This window comes from Neobacillus pocheonensis, from assembly GCF_050477905.1.
Classification (GTDB): domain Bacteria; phylum Bacillota; class Bacilli; order Bacillales; family Cytobacillaceae; genus Neobacillus; species Neobacillus pocheonensis_A.
The window spans coordinates 68,239-83,171 of sequence record NZ_JBCNAD010000045.1 but is presented as its reverse complement, the minus strand read 5'-3'; the positions used below and the strand labels follow the sequence as shown (position 1 = coordinate 83,171).

Sequence of the window (14,933 nt, the reverse complement as noted above, 5' to 3'; positions counted from 1 at the left end):
AATAGTAAGGGTGGTTTTTTCATGAGAAAGTTGATTTTGCTAGTAATTGCAGTCCTCACACTATCTTTAGGTTTATTGGGTTGCGGCAAAGAAAAAGAAAGTTCAGCCGCAAGTAAAGAAAGCAAATCAAAAGAGCCTGTCTCCATTAGAATGCAAATTGCATGGCCAAGCGATTCAGACAGAGGCTTAGCGGTTCGAGAAGTTTTGAATAAATTCGAAGAAAAGAATCCGAATATTAAAGTAGAATTGATTGGCAGTTCTCAAGGAGATCAGAAATTATTAACACAGATTCTAAGTGGAAAAGCTCCAGAGGTCATTCAAGTAGCTTACAGAGATTTACTTGGGCTGGCACCTCAGCAAGGATTTACAGATTTAACGAAAGAATTAAGCGGTCAGAAAAATAATTACTATAAGCAGTCTTGGAATCAAGCTGTATATGATAAGAAAGTTTATGGTCTTCCATGGTTAGGTCATACGATTCAATTAGTTTACAATAAAGATTTATTTGAAAAGGCTGGAATTAAAGAGGCTCCAAAAACATGGGAAGAGCTATATGCAGATGCCAAAAAATTAACGGTTGATACGAACGGCGACGGAAAAATTGATCAATATGGACTTGGGCTTGTAGGTAAACAAACCTATGATATCACTTGGATGGTTAATATGTTTATGACACAGGCTGGCGCAGATTTAGTCAAAAAGGATGGAAGCGATTATAAAATAGCACTTAATTCACCAGAAGGAAAAGAAGCTCTTGAATTTTACAAGAAGTTAGTTGCAGAAACCTCTCCTTCAGATACAACTAATAAAGATGGCGGCGGCGTCATGGCTGATTTCCGCAACCAAGTAACAGCAATGGAATTCCAAGGACCATGGGGAGTTACAGATATTTGGAAAACAGGAAATGCGTTTGAAGTAGGAACAGCAGCCATGCCAGCAGGTCCAGCAGGAAAAGGCGCAGACGTTTCGACTTACATGTTGAGTATTCCTACCGGAGTTGAGGGAGCTAAATTCGATGCCTCTGTAGAACTAATTAAATATCTTGGTTCTAAAGAAGCGCAAGAAATGATCATGAAGGGTGAAAAAATCAACGGACAATACTACCCATTCCGTATTCCAATCCGTAAAGATTTAGCGGATATGCAATATTTAAAGGATCATCCAGAGTTTAATGTTTTCATTGATGGATTAAAGTATCCTAGTATTTCAACACCAATTCCAGCATGGACACAAATTGAAACAGAGGTTTATACAAGTGTACTAAACCAGGTTGTATCAGGGAAAATCAGTGTTGAAGAAGGCTTGAAACAAATCGAAGACCGAGGAAATGACATCATTAAACAGTCCAAATAAGTTTTGGAGACGAGCACCTATTTTTTAGGTGCTCTCCTTGTAAGGAGGGCGTAAACAGTGAAGAAAATACGAGGTTCAATCGGTGAACTGAACAGTTATGTATTTATATTGCCTACTATTATCGTTTTAGGATTATTTTTGCTTTATCCTATCATTTGGTCTTTTCTAGCTAGCTTTAAGGATGTTAATCCTATCCTGCTGAAAAATTCAAGTTTATTTGACGTACCCGGATCTTTTGTGGGGCTTGGTCAATATAAGAAGGCACTTGATAATCCATTATTTATAAAATCTATTTTTAATACACTTTACTTTGGCGTTATTTTTATTCCAATCACAATGTTTGCTTCCGCAGGCCTTGCAATCTTGTTGAATCAGAAGTTAAAAGGCGTAAACTTTGTGCGTTCCGTCATTTTTATTCCTTATATTATATCCGTGGTCAGTACCAGTTTAATCTTTATGTTCCTTTTTAATGGGGACAGAGGGCTAGTCAATGCATTGCTTCAAAACTTTGGCGTGACAGGACCGAATTGGTTATCTAGCACCCTATGGGCCATGCCGGTCATAGCCATCATGACCTGTTGGGAAAAAATTGGCTACTTCATGTTGATTTATTTAGCTGGATTACAAAATATTCCAAAGGATTTGTATGAGGCTGCTGATGTAGATGGTGCAACTACGTTTCAGAAATTCAGGCTGATCACTTGGCCATTATTGGGGCGAGTATCGTTGGTTGTATCAATTTTATTAATTATTGATACACTGCACATTTTCCAGGAGATTATCATTATGACGGGAGGCGGCCCGGCGGATTCAACTATAACAGTTCCGTTCTTAATTTATAATGAAGCTTTTAAGTATTTTAGAATTGGACCTGCCGCTGCCATGTCGTATTTGTTATTCATTTTTGTCATTGTCGTTACCTTAATACAAAAAAGGATTGTCGATAAAAGATTAGGATAGGAGGGGAAAACATGAAAAACAATAAGTCAATATTAACAATAGTACTCTGGGTTACAGGTTTTTTATTTTTTCTTCCCATTTATTGGTTGGTCGTAAGCAGCTTTAAAAGTGATGCGGAGATTACTCAATTTCCTCCAACCTATTGGCCAAAGGAATTTGTCTGGAGTAACTACCCGCAGATATGGGATTTATTGAATTTTGGCCAAACAATGTTCAATTCCATTATTGTTTCTATATCTACAACGGTTTTAATTGTCATTTTCTCTACCATGGCTGGCTATGCATTTTCGAAGAAGCGGTTTTTAGGTAAAAATACATTATTTCTTATTCTAATAGGAACAATGACCGTTCCACCGACTGTATTATTGCTGCCTCTATATTTTATTATTTCGAAAATGGGTATGTACGATACTTTGACAGGGCTAATTTTACCGTTTTCTGTAACGGTGTTTGGTATCTTTTTTACCAAACAATATATTGATGATGTTCCGACAGAATTACTTGAGGCTGCAAGAATTGATGGCTGCGGAGAGTTCCGTATTTTCTTCCAAATGGTCTTCCCATTAATTAAGCCTGCCGTTACTACATTAACGATTATTATGTTCGTACAAAATTGGAATTCCTTCACGATGCCGTTAGTTTTACTTCAAAGTGAAGATAAATTTACGATTCCATTGCGTTTAGCGATGCTGGCTCAACAAAATGTGGCTGTTCCTTGGTCACACATCCTTGCTGCGAATGTAATATCTCTGCTTCCAGTAGTTATTATATTTATAAGTCTACAAAAACAATTCATTACAGGCCTCATGGCTGGTTCTGTAAAAGGATAGGAGGCTTATTGATGAGCAAAAAGAAAGTAATTGCCTGTTTAGGGGACTCAATGACAGCATTTTGGGGTACTGAAATGCGGGAGTTAAAAGAAAGTTTATCTACTGCATTTAGTGACTTGGAGTTTGAATTACTCAATTATGGTGTAAGCGGAACGCGGGCTGAATATGGAAAATATCGGATTACTCATGAATATCCCAATCCTTTTAAAGAAGGAAATATGAAATGTTTATCTGCCATTAGCCCGGATTTAGTTATTGTGGAGTCGTTTGCATATAATCATCGTTTGGATGGAGGCCATCAAATTCTAAACTATCAAAATGAATTGCGGCTGCTTGTTCAAACCATAAAAGAAACGACTCCAGCCAAGGTATTATTTTTAGTAACCATTCCCCCTGATAAAGAAAACTTTTTAGGGAATATCCCTACCTATAATGATGTTAATGTAGAACTAAGAAGAGAATGGGCTGAGTATTCAGATCGTTACCTTAAAGCGGCTCTTGAATTTGCTAAGAAAGAAGGTCTTCCTTTAGCAAACGTATATGAACGTGTACAACAAGAAGTGAATCAGGGAACACCGATTCAATGGTTTATCGATCAAAATGACACTATACATCCAAGTAGATATGCTTACCTTATTACTGCAAGTGAAATTGTGAACACTATAGAAAAATATCAATTACTGACTTCTAATAAAAAGTAAATTAATAGGATTTCTTAATTTTTATAAAGTGAGGCATATCCATGGAATTTCAATCTTCTAAAACACAACAGCGGGGACTGTTTTTTAATAAAAAAGAGTATCAGGATCAACCAATCATTCCTTTTAGTGAAGCACGCCATTTCATTCCGGAGCCAATCTGTGAAAAGTACCCGAATGAAATTAATTGTTATTGGCGAACATGGGAGATTGCCTATCAAAATGTGTATGCTCCTACAGAAAAGAGCGGCTTTGTCAGTAATTTTGTCGACGCGGCTTTTAATGCAGATATTTTTATGTGGGATACGGCCTTTATTACGATGTTTTGTAATCTTGCCCATCCTTTTATCCCAGGAATCCGTTCGCTAGATAATTTCTATTGTAAACAGTTTGAGAATGGTGAGATTCCAAGAGAAATCGTCAGAGAAACAGGCGAAGATTTCCCAAAGTGGGTGAACCATGATCGGAAACCACTTCATTCATTTTTTCATAATCATTATAAGCATCGTGGTTTACAGGGTGTGGAGCCGCCAAAGTATGAGAACATGCTTCAACCAAAGTTAGGACGAGAAGTAGAAGTACCTCCTTATCTAACGCTGGATAACTTGAACCATCCGATTATGGCTTGGGCAGAATTGGAGAGTTATCAGCATACGGGCGATATTGACCGTTTAGAATTAGTTTGGAAGCCTCTTTTTAAATACTATGAAGCGATGTGTTATCACTTATATAACCAGTACGGATTATTTGTAACAGACTGGGCGAGTATGGATAACTCACCTAGAAACAAATATCTCGGCAGCGGCGTTGATATTAGCTGCGAGATGGTATTGTTTGCCCGTAACTTAGTAGAAATGGCCCGCATCCTTTCAGCAAAATCGGAAAATGCTGACCTAGTAAATGAAATAACTGTGCACATGGAACGATTGGACCGTGATTCACGGGAATTTACAGATTCCATTAATCAATATATGTGGGATGATCACAAAGGCTTTTATTTTGATGTTACGGATGATGGTGAACGCGCTCCTATCAAAACCGTTGCTGCCTTTTGGTCATTGTTAGCAGAGGTGGCAAATCAAGAACAGGCAAAACGTTTAGCTGAATGGCTCGAAGACCCAAAAACCTTTAACCGGGTTCATCGTGTGCCGACGTTAGCTGCGGATGAAGAAGAATACAATCCATTGGGCGGCTATTGGCAAGGTTCGGTATGGGCTCCTACCAATACGATGGTGGTTCGTGGACTTGAGAAATATGGATATGATGCATTAGCGAAAGAAATTGCCATCAATCATTTAGAAAATGTCGTCCAAGTATTTGAAGATACCGGAACGATTTGGGAAAATTACGCACCTGATAGTGTTACGGCTGGTGATGCCGATAAAAAAGATTTTGTTGGCTGGTCCGGAATTGCACCGGTCCTGTATTTTGTGGAATATAGGCTAGGACTAAGAGGGAACGCACCTCTCAATGAACTTACATGGAAAATAGACACTGGCTTAGGGGAAATCGGCTGCAATCGCTATTGGTTTAACGGAAAAACGATTCATCTTCTTGCTGTACCACAGGAAGACGGGACTGTGAAGGTGAAGGCAGAAAGTAATGGTCCTTTAACTCTTAAGGTATATGCAGATGGAAGAGAAAAAATCATGGAGCTTAATGGGCACCTGCAATTTATTCTTTAGCTATGTTAAAGGACAATGTTGATTTTCAAAGCTCGTTGATTAGAGCGGAAGGCGCGAAGACTCCTGCGGGAGTACGGGGCAGGGGAGACCCCACAGGCGCGAATGCGCCGAGGAGGCTCCCCGGCACGCCCGCGAACCGCTCGCGCCTGGAGCGGAAATCAACAGACTAGTTTAACAGAGCCTATTCTTTAATATTCAACGTAAAGAGATGATGGAGGAACATATGACTATGAATAAAACAAGTTTAGAAAAAAGGGAGAGTATCAGCCAAAAACTGGAGCTATTGTATGGTGAAAAGGTCCAGGGGGTCTATCAAGATATTGAAAAATTAATAGAGAAATATTCAAGCGCGAATGTATCACCGAAGCCTTGGGTAACAGAAGATGATGTCATGTTGATCACCTACGGTGACTCGATTAAAGAGGATGGAAAAGCTCCATTGCAAACACTAAGGGAATTTTTGGGGAAGTATACAAAGGATACTTTATCAGCGGTTCATATTTTACCGTTTTATCCCTATACTTCCGATGATGGGTTTTCGGTAGTGGATTATCGAGAAATCGACCCGCAACTAGGCAGCTGGTCAGATGTGAATGACATAGCCAATGATTTTGATTTAATGTTCGATGCGGTTATTAACCACATTTCCAAAAGCAGCGATTGGTTTCAAGGGTATCTTAAGGGTGATGAGAAGTATAAAGATTATTTTATCGAGGCAGATCCTTCCTTGGACTATAGTAAAGTAACGCGCCCAAGAGCATTGCCTTTACTGACTCCGTTTGAAACAAATGAAGGAATAAAGCATATTTGGACAACGTTTAGTGACGATCAAATTGATATTAATTTTGAGAATCCAAAGGTATTATTAGAGATTCTTGATATATTAAATATGTATGCAGTGAATGGTTCAAGGTTCATAAGACTCGACGCCATCGGATTCATGTGGAAAAAACTTGGGACTACCTGTATGCATCTTGAAGAAACCCATGCCATCATTAAACTAATTAGAGAAGTGTTGGAACTGAGTGCACCTGGAACGATTTTAATCACCGAAACCAATGTACCGCACAAAGATAATATTAGCTATTTTGGAAATGGTTATGATGAAGCGCAAATGGTCTATCAATTCCCATTGCCGCCATTAACGCTTTTCTCCTTCCATACCGGGAATGCCCGAAAATTATCGGAGTGGGCTGCAAGCCTTGAACCTACAACGAATGCGACTTCCTTCTTTAATTTCTTATCATCCCATGATGGAGTTGGCATGAGGCCCACTGAGGGAATTTTATCGGAGGAAGAGAAACAATTCATGGTTGATAAAACGATTACTCATGGAGGACTTGTCTCTTTTAAAGATAATGGAGATGGAACAAAGAGCCCCTATGAGTTGAATATCAACTACCTGGATGCCTTGACACACCCTGATGAACAACAGGATGTTAGGGTAAACAAGTTTCTTGCGGCACACACGATTTTATTATCCGTCATTGGAGTTCCAGGAATCTATATTCATAGCTTACTAGGGTCTCGAAACTATTATCAGGGTGTCGAGGAATCAGGAATTAATCGAAGAATCAATCGTGAGAAATTAAATAAAGAAACGTTATTAGCTGAATTAGAGGCTGACTCCCTTCGGAATACGATTTTCACCGAGTTTTCCAATCGCATTAAACTGAGAAGAAGTCAAAAAGCCTTTAGCCCGAACGCTAAGCAGGAAGTGTTATTTTTAGATGATCGCGTGTTTTCCATTAAAAGAACGAATGCAGAAACAGGTGATGAAATGGTCGTCCTTGTTAACGTTTCAAATGATACCGTAAATCTAAATACTGAGTTTTCAGGCTTGGATATTATTGGGTCAGAGGAAATTGTTAACACTGTAACATTACAGCCATACCAATCCATGTGGATCAAAATCGAAGAATAATAGAAAAAGGAAAACGACGATGATCGTTTTCCTTTTTTCTATGCAAACATTCGGGAAATGCCCAAGAAGGTATAATGTAAGGCGTTATCAAGCGAGATTATTTTTGTTCTTGTCAGGTTTTCTTCCAAGTTGTTTTGAAATAAATCAAAGGCTTTGGCGATTTGTCCTCCGATAATGATTCGATGCGGCTGGAATTTCTCGATATAAGGGAGGAGCATTTCACCAAGGTCATCGCCGAATTGAGCGAAAAGGGACGCAGCGGTCCTATTTCCGTTTCTGGACATCTCTGCAAGTTCTTTCACATCTACCCCAACTTGGGTCATTCCTTTTGCTGCTGCAGCGTTTAAAATACCTCTCCGGGAGAAATGATTGTCGATCATGTTATCCCTAAAGGGTTGATTGTAGAGATACCCTTCAGCAGGGATGCTTTCAGCCGTTTTGATGATTTTCCCATGGTCAATAAAGACGGAGCCGAGTCCGGTGCCGATGGTCAAGCAAATGATTCGTTCATCTGGAAAAAGTGTACTCGCGCCTAAGCCGAAAAGTCGGCCATCATTCTCAAACATCAGTTTGATATTCTTCGCCTCATGCCCAAGCTCAGTCGCGCGTAATCGATCGAGTAATTGTTCCCGGAGGTTCACGCCGTACAAGGACTCAAACTTATTTAGTCCTTTTATATAGCTGATACCATTCTCATAATCGAATGGACCAGGGAAGGTGAAGCCAATCCCTAGTCCTTTTTGATAGAGTGTGGCGTTCGTTTTGTATTTGGCTGCTAGGGCTGTAAGGATGCCGACAAAATGAGTCATGATGTTTTCTAGGCTTTCATGTGAATGCGCCTCAAATTGACAAATGGTCTCTTCTAGAATCCTATCTTGTTCGAGTACGCAAGCCTTGATATATGTTCCCCCTACATCTAAAGCAAAAACAACATCAGCCTTCAATGAAACTCACATCCCAATTAGGTGAGACTCCTGCTTTTATGAGTTTACAAGGAGTGGACCCCAGATTCATGATTTTATAGGCTCCGAGCACAGAAGGCAGAATATAAGATTCAGCATATTCAAGTTCTACAAATATAGATTCATCCGTACTGGAAACAATCCGGATGCGTTCTCCTTCGACGAGATTATACATGACAAACTCATTGTTTGTGTTATCCATCCATTCTGTTTGAAGGTGAATCCTTTTTACGTAGAAAAGGAGGTCATCTCTTTGTCCAAGCAAGTATTCTTCATTCTCACCTTGTACTTGGACTAACTGTGGTTCAGGGATCAAATTTTCTTTGACCCAATCTGTTTTTTTATAAAAATCAATATTCTTAAAGGCATGATCAATGTTAACTGGGCGCGGCTTTCCGTCCAAGTCTTTTCGTAAATAATCATAGATTTTAAACGTAAACCACCATGTAGTAGATGAAATTTCAAGAACAAGATTATCTTTTCCAGAGCAGTGAACTGTCCCGGTTGGAATAAGAAATAAATCGCCTTTTTCTGCAGGAAACTCATTTACATAGTCTGTGAAAGGCATTGGTACAGCTGTTTCTTGTGCGGTTGTTACCGCATTTAGGAATCCTTCTCGCGTACAGTTTTCTGTTAATCCAAGATAGACCTTTGAATCGCCCTTTTTATCCATAATGTAGTAGGATTCCTGCTGCGTCATCAGTTCATTAAACTGCTTCCGGACATATTCTTGTTTCGGATGAACTTGGCACGATAGATTATCTCCATCGATTGTGTCCAGATAATCGAAGCGGACAGGGAAATAGTCGCCAAACAACCCTACATTGCGTTCTCCCATGATGGTTAAGTGTTCATAGGCCATCACGATGAGAAACGGTACCTCAATGATTGTATCTTGATAGCCAATCAGAATGGAGTTTTCAGGTGCAATGGGTTCAAATCCCCAAGCGCAGTTTACCCAATCTTCTGGTAAATCGACCATTTCCTTCAGATGCTGACCGCCCCAAACCCCTGGTGCGAAGAAAGGCTTTACCCTCATCGGTGCGCGTGTGATTTGCGCGATCATTTCTTTAAGCCCAGTTCCGGTAGTGGCGACTGGTTTGTTCGGCTGGTTCATATCCACGTAAACATCGATTTTGCTAAGTAGTTTTTTACGGTAAGTTTCAAGAATCGGCCATTCTACGAAATAAGCAATTTTATATTTTTCCACCCCGTCCCGGTTCCAGGTCATGCCGAAATTTAACAGCTGTTTTTTATATTCCAACTGCTGGGCCTCTCTGGAAATGTCGAGAAAATAGAACAAATCGTATTTGCCTTCTGTAAGCCAATAGGCACCTGGGCCAAAGACGATGGCCACTTTCTTTTCGCATTCGTCTATTTGTAATGAATGAGCGAGGGTTGACTGGGCATCATCAACAAAATAGGTAGAGATATCTGATTCGATTACATATCCAAATGCGCGATTGTCGGTAATGTTCTCCGCAAATTGCTTTCGGAGCAGTTCTCCGGATTTTAAGTAGCCAGCAGTACTGTGGACAATTGGCGTGTAACCTTGTTTTTCGATTGTAGCGATTAAAGGTTGAAGAAACGCTTGAAAATCGGCACCGTGAGTCCCGTCTAAGGCAAGAATAGGGTTTTCATTTTGCTGTTTTTCTAAAAAAGATAAGATGCCGTTAATAATAGATTCATAACCAACGGTGAGCGGGTTGGTTTCAAGCTGCTCCCGAACTTGGTTTACTGGATATTTATTGAACATGACGCAGTTCCTCCATTTTTCATTAATTTCTACACTCATCATATCGATAGAAGGGTGTGAAGTATTTACATAAGGAAGTCATGTTTTTTCAAAAAGAGGACATGAAAAGCCTTCCAATTTGATGGAAGGCCGTTAATAATTTGTTGTCAGCTGTTTGTTAAATTCACCAGGTGTGACTCCGATGATTTCTTTGAACACCGTGGTGAAGTAATGGACAGTATCAAATCCAGTCTCAGAAGCGATTGCTTTTATCGATAAGTCCGTGGTCGTCAACAGAAGGGCAGCTAGATTAATTCTTTCATTCCTGACATACTGCGTAAAGGAAACCCCTAATTCCTCTGTAAATAATCTAGATAGATGCCGGCTTGAAATATGTAAATTGTCTGCTACATCTTTTAAGCGAAGCGGCTGGGATAGGTTATCACGAATATATAATTTTGCCCTGTGAATATGTGTGGTTGATACCGACAGATGGTTCGTGTCACTCACTTTATAATTGCCGATAAAAAATTGCTGTACGATTGAAAAAATCAGTGAGCAGCTCAAGGAAAGGATGGTATCATGGATAAAATTCGTGCTGCGCTGTGCTTGCAATATCAACAATTTCCACATCAATTCAATGAAAAGATCTTCCTCATTTTTTATGAGGAACGGTTCTACCGCTGCCAAGCGCTGAAACCATTTTTTTCCTTGCTCTGTGGTTTCGGCATAGATGGGTTCAAAGCCAACAAATAATATGTATAGGTCATTTTGGCTGATGATTTGATGGTTAAAATGGGGACGAGATACGAAAAGTGTTCCTTTGGACAATGGATATTCGGTTTCATTTTCCAAATAAACGCCTGTTCCACTTACAATATAGCAGATTTCATAGAAAGAATGCTTATGTGGCCTATTCGATTTCAGGGATTTGTCTCCGCCCCAATAGTGTATATACAGAGATCCTTCCATTCCCCTTATATTAACCACGTGTTGATTCAATAGGGAAATCCCTTTTTGCAATTGATTTTGAGTTAACTCCATGGCTGTCTCTCATTTCTTTATCATCAAATATGACACCGTTGCTGGTTTATCCTTATTATTTATAGTAAAGTGTCAAAAAGGATTGTCAAGGATAGAGATCCCCTTTTACAATGGGATGTCTTTATTTTATAAAATGATGACTTGTGGGTGTATAGACGATGAATGACGTGCGTGTCTATACTGAAATAAAGGAAGTGAACTTTCATGTACAATCATTATTATCTTGCTTTTGATGTGGGTGGGTTATTTATCAACGGGGCGGTGTTAAATTCCCGCGGAGAAATCATACCTAATACTGAGTCGTATTTTCCTTCTAAAAGTAATGCAGACCGTGAAGAACTGTTAAATCATTTTGTACATATTATTTGCCGGCAAATCGGAAAGATTTTAGATAAGTACTTTATTATTGATGGCATTGGTTTTGCCTTTCCGGGTCCATTTGATTATCAAAAAGGTGTCTCATTTATTAGTGGAGTCAATAAGTTTGAATCTCTTTATGGAGTGGATTTACGTACTGAATTGACAGTAAGATTAAAGCAGCAAAAGTTATTTTTACAGCATGCTTCTGCACCATTTCGCATTGTGTTTGAAAACAATGTGGATATGTTTGCATTGGGTGAGTGGACCACTGGCAAAGCGAAGGAATATGACCGCGTCATGTTTATAACCCTTGGAAATGGCACTGGGTCTGCCTTTATGGAGAATGGAGTATTGATAAAAAATCGTGAGGATATCCCGGCAAACGGTTGGGTTTACTGCCATCCTTTCCATGATTCCATTGTAGATGACTATCTATCAATGAGAGGTATCCTTCGAATTGCCAAGCAATTAAATGTCCATCCTGGCTTAGGCTTAAAAGAAATTGCGGATGCTGCACGTTCCGGTCTTGAAGATGAGAAAGAAGTTTTTCGTAGATTTGGTGAGCTATTAGGGGAAATGCTTTTGTTATTCATTAAACCGTTTCAACCTGATGCTTTGGTCATTGGTGGACAAATTTGTAACAGTCATGATTTGTTTATAGGTGAGGCGCAAAAGGCATTAGGAAATGAACGAGTCGCTATTTTATTGTCAGACCAAACCTCTTACCGTACCTTTGTGGGTCTGTCAAAGGCGATTGTTTTAGCGGCGAAGGCCAGGATTCCAGAAGTGTGATATTCTTTTAATACGATTAAGTTTTTAGGGGGTAAGTTACCATGTTAGGTGCAATTGAAGCCGGCGGCGTTATGAATCAAAGCAAGTTTTCCTTTCTGTTTACAAGTATTTGCCTGAGTTGTTGAACGATTATGTTTCACTGCCAGAGCTAACAGAATATATCGTAAGTCCCGGATTGGGCGATCGTGCAGGAACTGGAGCTCTCCTGCTTGGCCATCAATCATTGAATGAGTCAAGACAAAGTTAAAATGTATGATTGAATAAAAAAAGGTGTCCGCACCATGTGGACAAACCGAAGGGTTTGTCCACGAATGGTGCCTGACACCTTTTTAAGCTGTACCTTGTTGTTTGGGTCAATGCTTTCCCAATCTGTTACAGGTGTTTTAAGGGTTGCGACCGCAAAAGCGGCTTCTTTGGCGGAAGTTGATTTACCGTGCGGAATGGCAAGTCCGCCTTCAAAGCCAGTTGGAGAAAGTTTTTCTCTATCGAAAACAGATTGAAGAAATTCTTGTTCTGAATGTAATTTTCCAGCTTCACCTAGCTGTTTGACTAAGTACTGAATGACTTCTTTTTTTGAAGAGAAGCTTTTTCCGGTACTGATTAGGCTTGGTGAGGTAAGTGCTTGTAGTTGCATAAGGTTTACCTCCTTATTTTTTTGAAAGTGTTTTCAACTTCATGGGTCAATCGTAGCAAAAAAAAATAAGAAGAGCGATTCTTCTTATTTTTACACAGCTAGGATTAAATTAAGCGGTTTCACGTGTATATGTACACATTTTTAAAAGTGATCCCAATAATATTGAGATAATGTTTGCAGCACAATCATTACCGGAGTTCGGTCCGTTATATTGTAGCCGTTCTTTTCTTTCTTTGGCGCATAGCAATATAGATTGACTTGGGCAGCTTCTTGTAGAGAATTCCGGGTAAAGTGACGCGATCTTCGAATTGCATGTTTATTCACCTCATGGGGTTTATTATAGCAGACAGTGAAAGGGTTTCACTACCGGGCTTTGGGGGAATTTGAGACAAACTGCGGAACAGATTGGGAGGGTATTGGTCTCTGGTTTCAAGTAAATGGTACTGTATTGAAGTTTTTTAAAATAGTACAATGGGTTCTCATGATAGCTTATCAAGAAGGCGGCAAAAAAAAGACTTCCAACTAAAATATTGAAAGTCTCGATAAAAAACTATTTATTTTGATTGAGGCAGACAGATGTAATATCCACATCGATATGCAACTAATCACATTCTAGGAATGTGCTTTGGCAGGCAGGATTACTTTTGATACGGTATTACCTTCAACCAATTGGAAATCGATCATATTTTGTATAGGTACATTTTCTCCATGAATTTGTTTGTGGAGTAATTCTACTGTTTTTGTTCCAATTAATTCCTCATCTTGTTGGATATGAGTGAAAATCAAATCATTGTACAGCGTTCCGGGATGATCGAAGCAAGCTATGGTATAATCATTTGGAATCGATTTTCCAAGTGATTTAAGTACTTGGGCGAGTACACAAGCTATTTCATACTCACAAGCAATGAATGCTGTTACATCTGGATTTTCTTCGATGAATTTCCGTAATTTTATTTGATCTTCAAAAAACTCATCTGATTGATTAAACACCGGCGATGTACTGAACATATCTGTTAATAAATAATTTGGACTAACCCCGATTCCCCTTTGCGAATAAGCGGTCATAAATCCTTGAATTCTCTCTTCGATAGAAGAAGTAAATTCCTCTGGTGGGGAAACGAACGCAATATCCTTATGTCCCTGAGAAAACAGAAATTCAGTTAGGTTTTGAGCTGCTGTCTTATTGTCGGTATAAACGGAGCAAGCTGGTATTCCTTTTAAATGCCTGTCAATTAAGACGAGGGGAAATCCCTCAAGTACCAATCGCAATAAGCTTGCGGTGTAATGCTGCCCGTTGACTGGATAAATAATGACCCCTTTTACCTGATGCTCGATCATTGTATTGATGGCTTCTTCTTCTTCCTCTTGGCACCCATATGTCAACTTAACTAATAAGTTTAAATTCAATTCCGAGCAGCGTTTCTCAATATTTCTCAGCATTTTCCTGCCAAAAAAATCCGAAAAGAATTCTGGGATAATCACGCCGATTAACCCATTCACTGCTTGACTTTGACGGACAATTTGTTCGTCATCGTTCTTTGGAACAAGTGCTCCAAAATCAGGAAGTGTGTCCGATACATAGGAGCCTTTCCCTCGAATGCGGTCTATTGCTCCGATTTGCACTAATTTATCAAGCGCTTTTTTTGAAGTAATTCTACTGACTTGATATTGGTCTGCCAATTCTTTCTCGGTGGGAACCTGATCCCGTGGTTGTAATTGACCAGTCTCAATCTGTTTTAATAAATTAAGATAAATTTTTTCATATAATGGAGTTTCCATCTATATATCCTCATCCTTAATAGTCGTCGTAATGATATATTAAATATATTATATATTACAACCATTTACAATACGTTTTTTACGGCAAAAACATCCAATCCATATCAATCATGGAAAATAATTGGTATATTTTAAGGTTAATAATGTTTAATCTCTAAATGATAATAAACAAAATTA

The 14,933-nt window shown here is 39.2% G+C and carries 12 protein-coding genes; 7 read left to right on the top strand and 5 right to left on the bottom strand.

Going from position 1 to position 14,933, the window contains the following annotated elements; genetic code table 11:
- The first annotated feature begins 21 nt into the window (after positions 1 to 21).
- From ABES02_RS23460 to ABES02_RS23435, 6 genes are all read left to right on the top strand, one after another.
- Positions 22 to 1,353, top strand: a complete 1,332-nt coding sequence (locus ABES02_RS23460) for an ABC transporter substrate-binding protein (protein WP_430140138.1) — start codon at positions 22 to 24, stop codon at positions 1,351 to 1,353.
- Positions 1,354 to 1,410: 57 nt separating this feature from the next.
- Entirely contained in the window at positions 1,411 to 2,313 is a 903-nt protein-coding gene (locus ABES02_RS23455) for a carbohydrate ABC transporter permease (RefSeq protein WP_430067396.1), read from the top strand.
- 11 nt (positions 2,314 to 2,324) lie between these two features.
- Entirely contained in the window at positions 2,325 to 3,143 is an 819-nt protein-coding gene (locus ABES02_RS23450; RefSeq protein ID WP_430140137.1) for a carbohydrate ABC transporter permease, read from the top strand.
- An 11-nt stretch (positions 3,144 to 3,154) separates the two neighbouring features.
- Positions 3,155 to 3,844, top strand: a complete 690-nt coding sequence (locus ABES02_RS23445; RefSeq protein WP_430140136.1) for an SGNH/GDSL hydrolase family protein — start codon at positions 3,155 to 3,157, stop codon at positions 3,842 to 3,844.
- Positions 3,845 to 3,885: 41 nt separating this feature from the next.
- Positions 3,886 to 5,526: an MGH1-like glycoside hydrolase domain-containing protein gene (locus ABES02_RS23440; RefSeq protein WP_430140135.1), complete on the top strand. Its 1,641-nt coding sequence runs from the start codon at positions 3,886 to 3,888 to the stop codon at positions 5,524 to 5,526.
- Positions 5,527 to 5,749: 223 nt separating this feature from the next.
- Positions 5,750 to 7,450 carry a sugar phosphorylase gene (locus ABES02_RS23435; RefSeq protein WP_430140134.1) on the top strand — a complete coding sequence of 567 codons (1,701 nt, stop codon included), beginning with the start codon at positions 5,750 to 5,752 and terminating at the stop codon, positions 7,448 to 7,450.
- A 38-nt stretch (positions 7,451 to 7,488) separates the two neighbouring features.
- Here ABES02_RS23435 and ABES02_RS23430 read toward each other — a convergent pair whose 3' ends face one another.
- The 3 genes from ABES02_RS23430 to ABES02_RS23420 form a co-directional block, all read right to left on the bottom strand.
- Complete coding sequence (locus tag ABES02_RS23430; RefSeq protein WP_430140133.1) at positions 7,489 to 8,394, bottom strand: ROK family protein; 906 nt, start codon at positions 8,392 to 8,394, stop codon at positions 7,489 to 7,491.
- Complete coding sequence (locus tag ABES02_RS23425; RefSeq protein WP_430140132.1) at positions 8,384 to 10,168, bottom strand: class I mannose-6-phosphate isomerase; 1,785 nt, start codon at positions 10,166 to 10,168, stop codon at positions 8,384 to 8,386. Before ABES02_RS23425 ends, ABES02_RS23430 begins: the two co-directional genes overlap by 11 nt.
- A gap of 132 nt (positions 10,169 to 10,300) precedes the next feature.
- Positions 10,301 to 11,191, bottom strand: coding sequence for an AraC family transcriptional regulator (locus ABES02_RS23420; RefSeq protein WP_430140131.1), 891 nt, complete (start codon positions 11,189 to 11,191; stop codon positions 10,301 to 10,303).
- Between the two features lie 204 nt (positions 11,192 to 11,395).
- Between ABES02_RS23420 and ABES02_RS23415 the strand changes: the two genes are divergently transcribed.
- Positions 11,396 to 12,343, top strand: coding sequence for an ROK family protein (locus ABES02_RS23415; protein ID WP_430140130.1), 948 nt, complete (start codon positions 11,396 to 11,398; stop codon positions 12,341 to 12,343).
- 232 nt (positions 12,344 to 12,575) lie between these two features.
- On the opposite strand, the gene ABES02_RS23410 is transcribed toward ABES02_RS23415, so the two are convergent.
- Positions 12,576 to 12,977, bottom strand: coding sequence for a PTS sugar transporter subunit IIA (locus ABES02_RS23410; protein ID WP_430140129.1), 402 nt, complete (start codon positions 12,975 to 12,977; stop codon positions 12,576 to 12,578).
- Between the two features lie 612 nt (positions 12,978 to 13,589).
- Positions 13,590 to 14,756: a GntR family transcriptional regulator gene (locus ABES02_RS23405; RefSeq protein ID WP_430140128.1), complete on the bottom strand. Its 1,167-nt coding sequence runs from the start codon at positions 14,754 to 14,756 to the stop codon at positions 13,590 to 13,592.
- Between the last annotated feature and the right edge of the window lie 177 nt (positions 14,757 to 14,933).

Coding starts and splice junctions, on each gene's coding strand:
- ABES02_RS23460 (WP_430140138.1), top strand. CDS start 22: ATGAGAAAGTTGATTTTGCTAGTAATTGCAGTCCTCACACTATCTTTA.
- ABES02_RS23450 (WP_430140137.1), top strand. CDS start 2,325: ATGAAAAACAATAAGTCAATATTAACAATAGTACTCTGGGTTACAGGT.
- ABES02_RS23445 (WP_430140136.1), top strand. CDS start 3,155: ATGAGCAAAAAGAAAGTAATTGCCTGTTTAGGGGACTCAATGACAGCA.
- ABES02_RS23440 (WP_430140135.1), top strand. CDS start 3,886: ATGGAATTTCAATCTTCTAAAACACAACAGCGGGGACTGTTTTTTAAT.
- ABES02_RS23435 (WP_430140134.1), top strand. CDS start 5,750: ATGACTATGAATAAAACAAGTTTAGAAAAAAGGGAGAGTATCAGCCAA.
- ABES02_RS23425 (WP_430140132.1), bottom strand. CDS start 10,168: ATGTTCAATAAATATCCAGTAAACCAAGTTCGGGAGCAGCTTGAAACC.
- ABES02_RS23420 (WP_430140131.1), bottom strand. CDS start 11,191: ATGGAGTTAACTCAAAATCAATTGCAAAAAGGGATTTCCCTATTGAAT.
- ABES02_RS23415 (WP_430140130.1), top strand. CDS start 11,396: ATGTACAATCATTATTATCTTGCTTTTGATGTGGGTGGGTTATTTATC.
- ABES02_RS23410 (WP_430140129.1), bottom strand. CDS start 12,977: ATGCAACTACAAGCACTTACCTCACCAAGCCTAATCAGTACCGGAAAA.
- ABES02_RS23405 (WP_430140128.1), bottom strand. CDS start 14,756: ATGGAAACTCCATTATATGAAAAAATTTATCTTAATTTATTAAAACAG.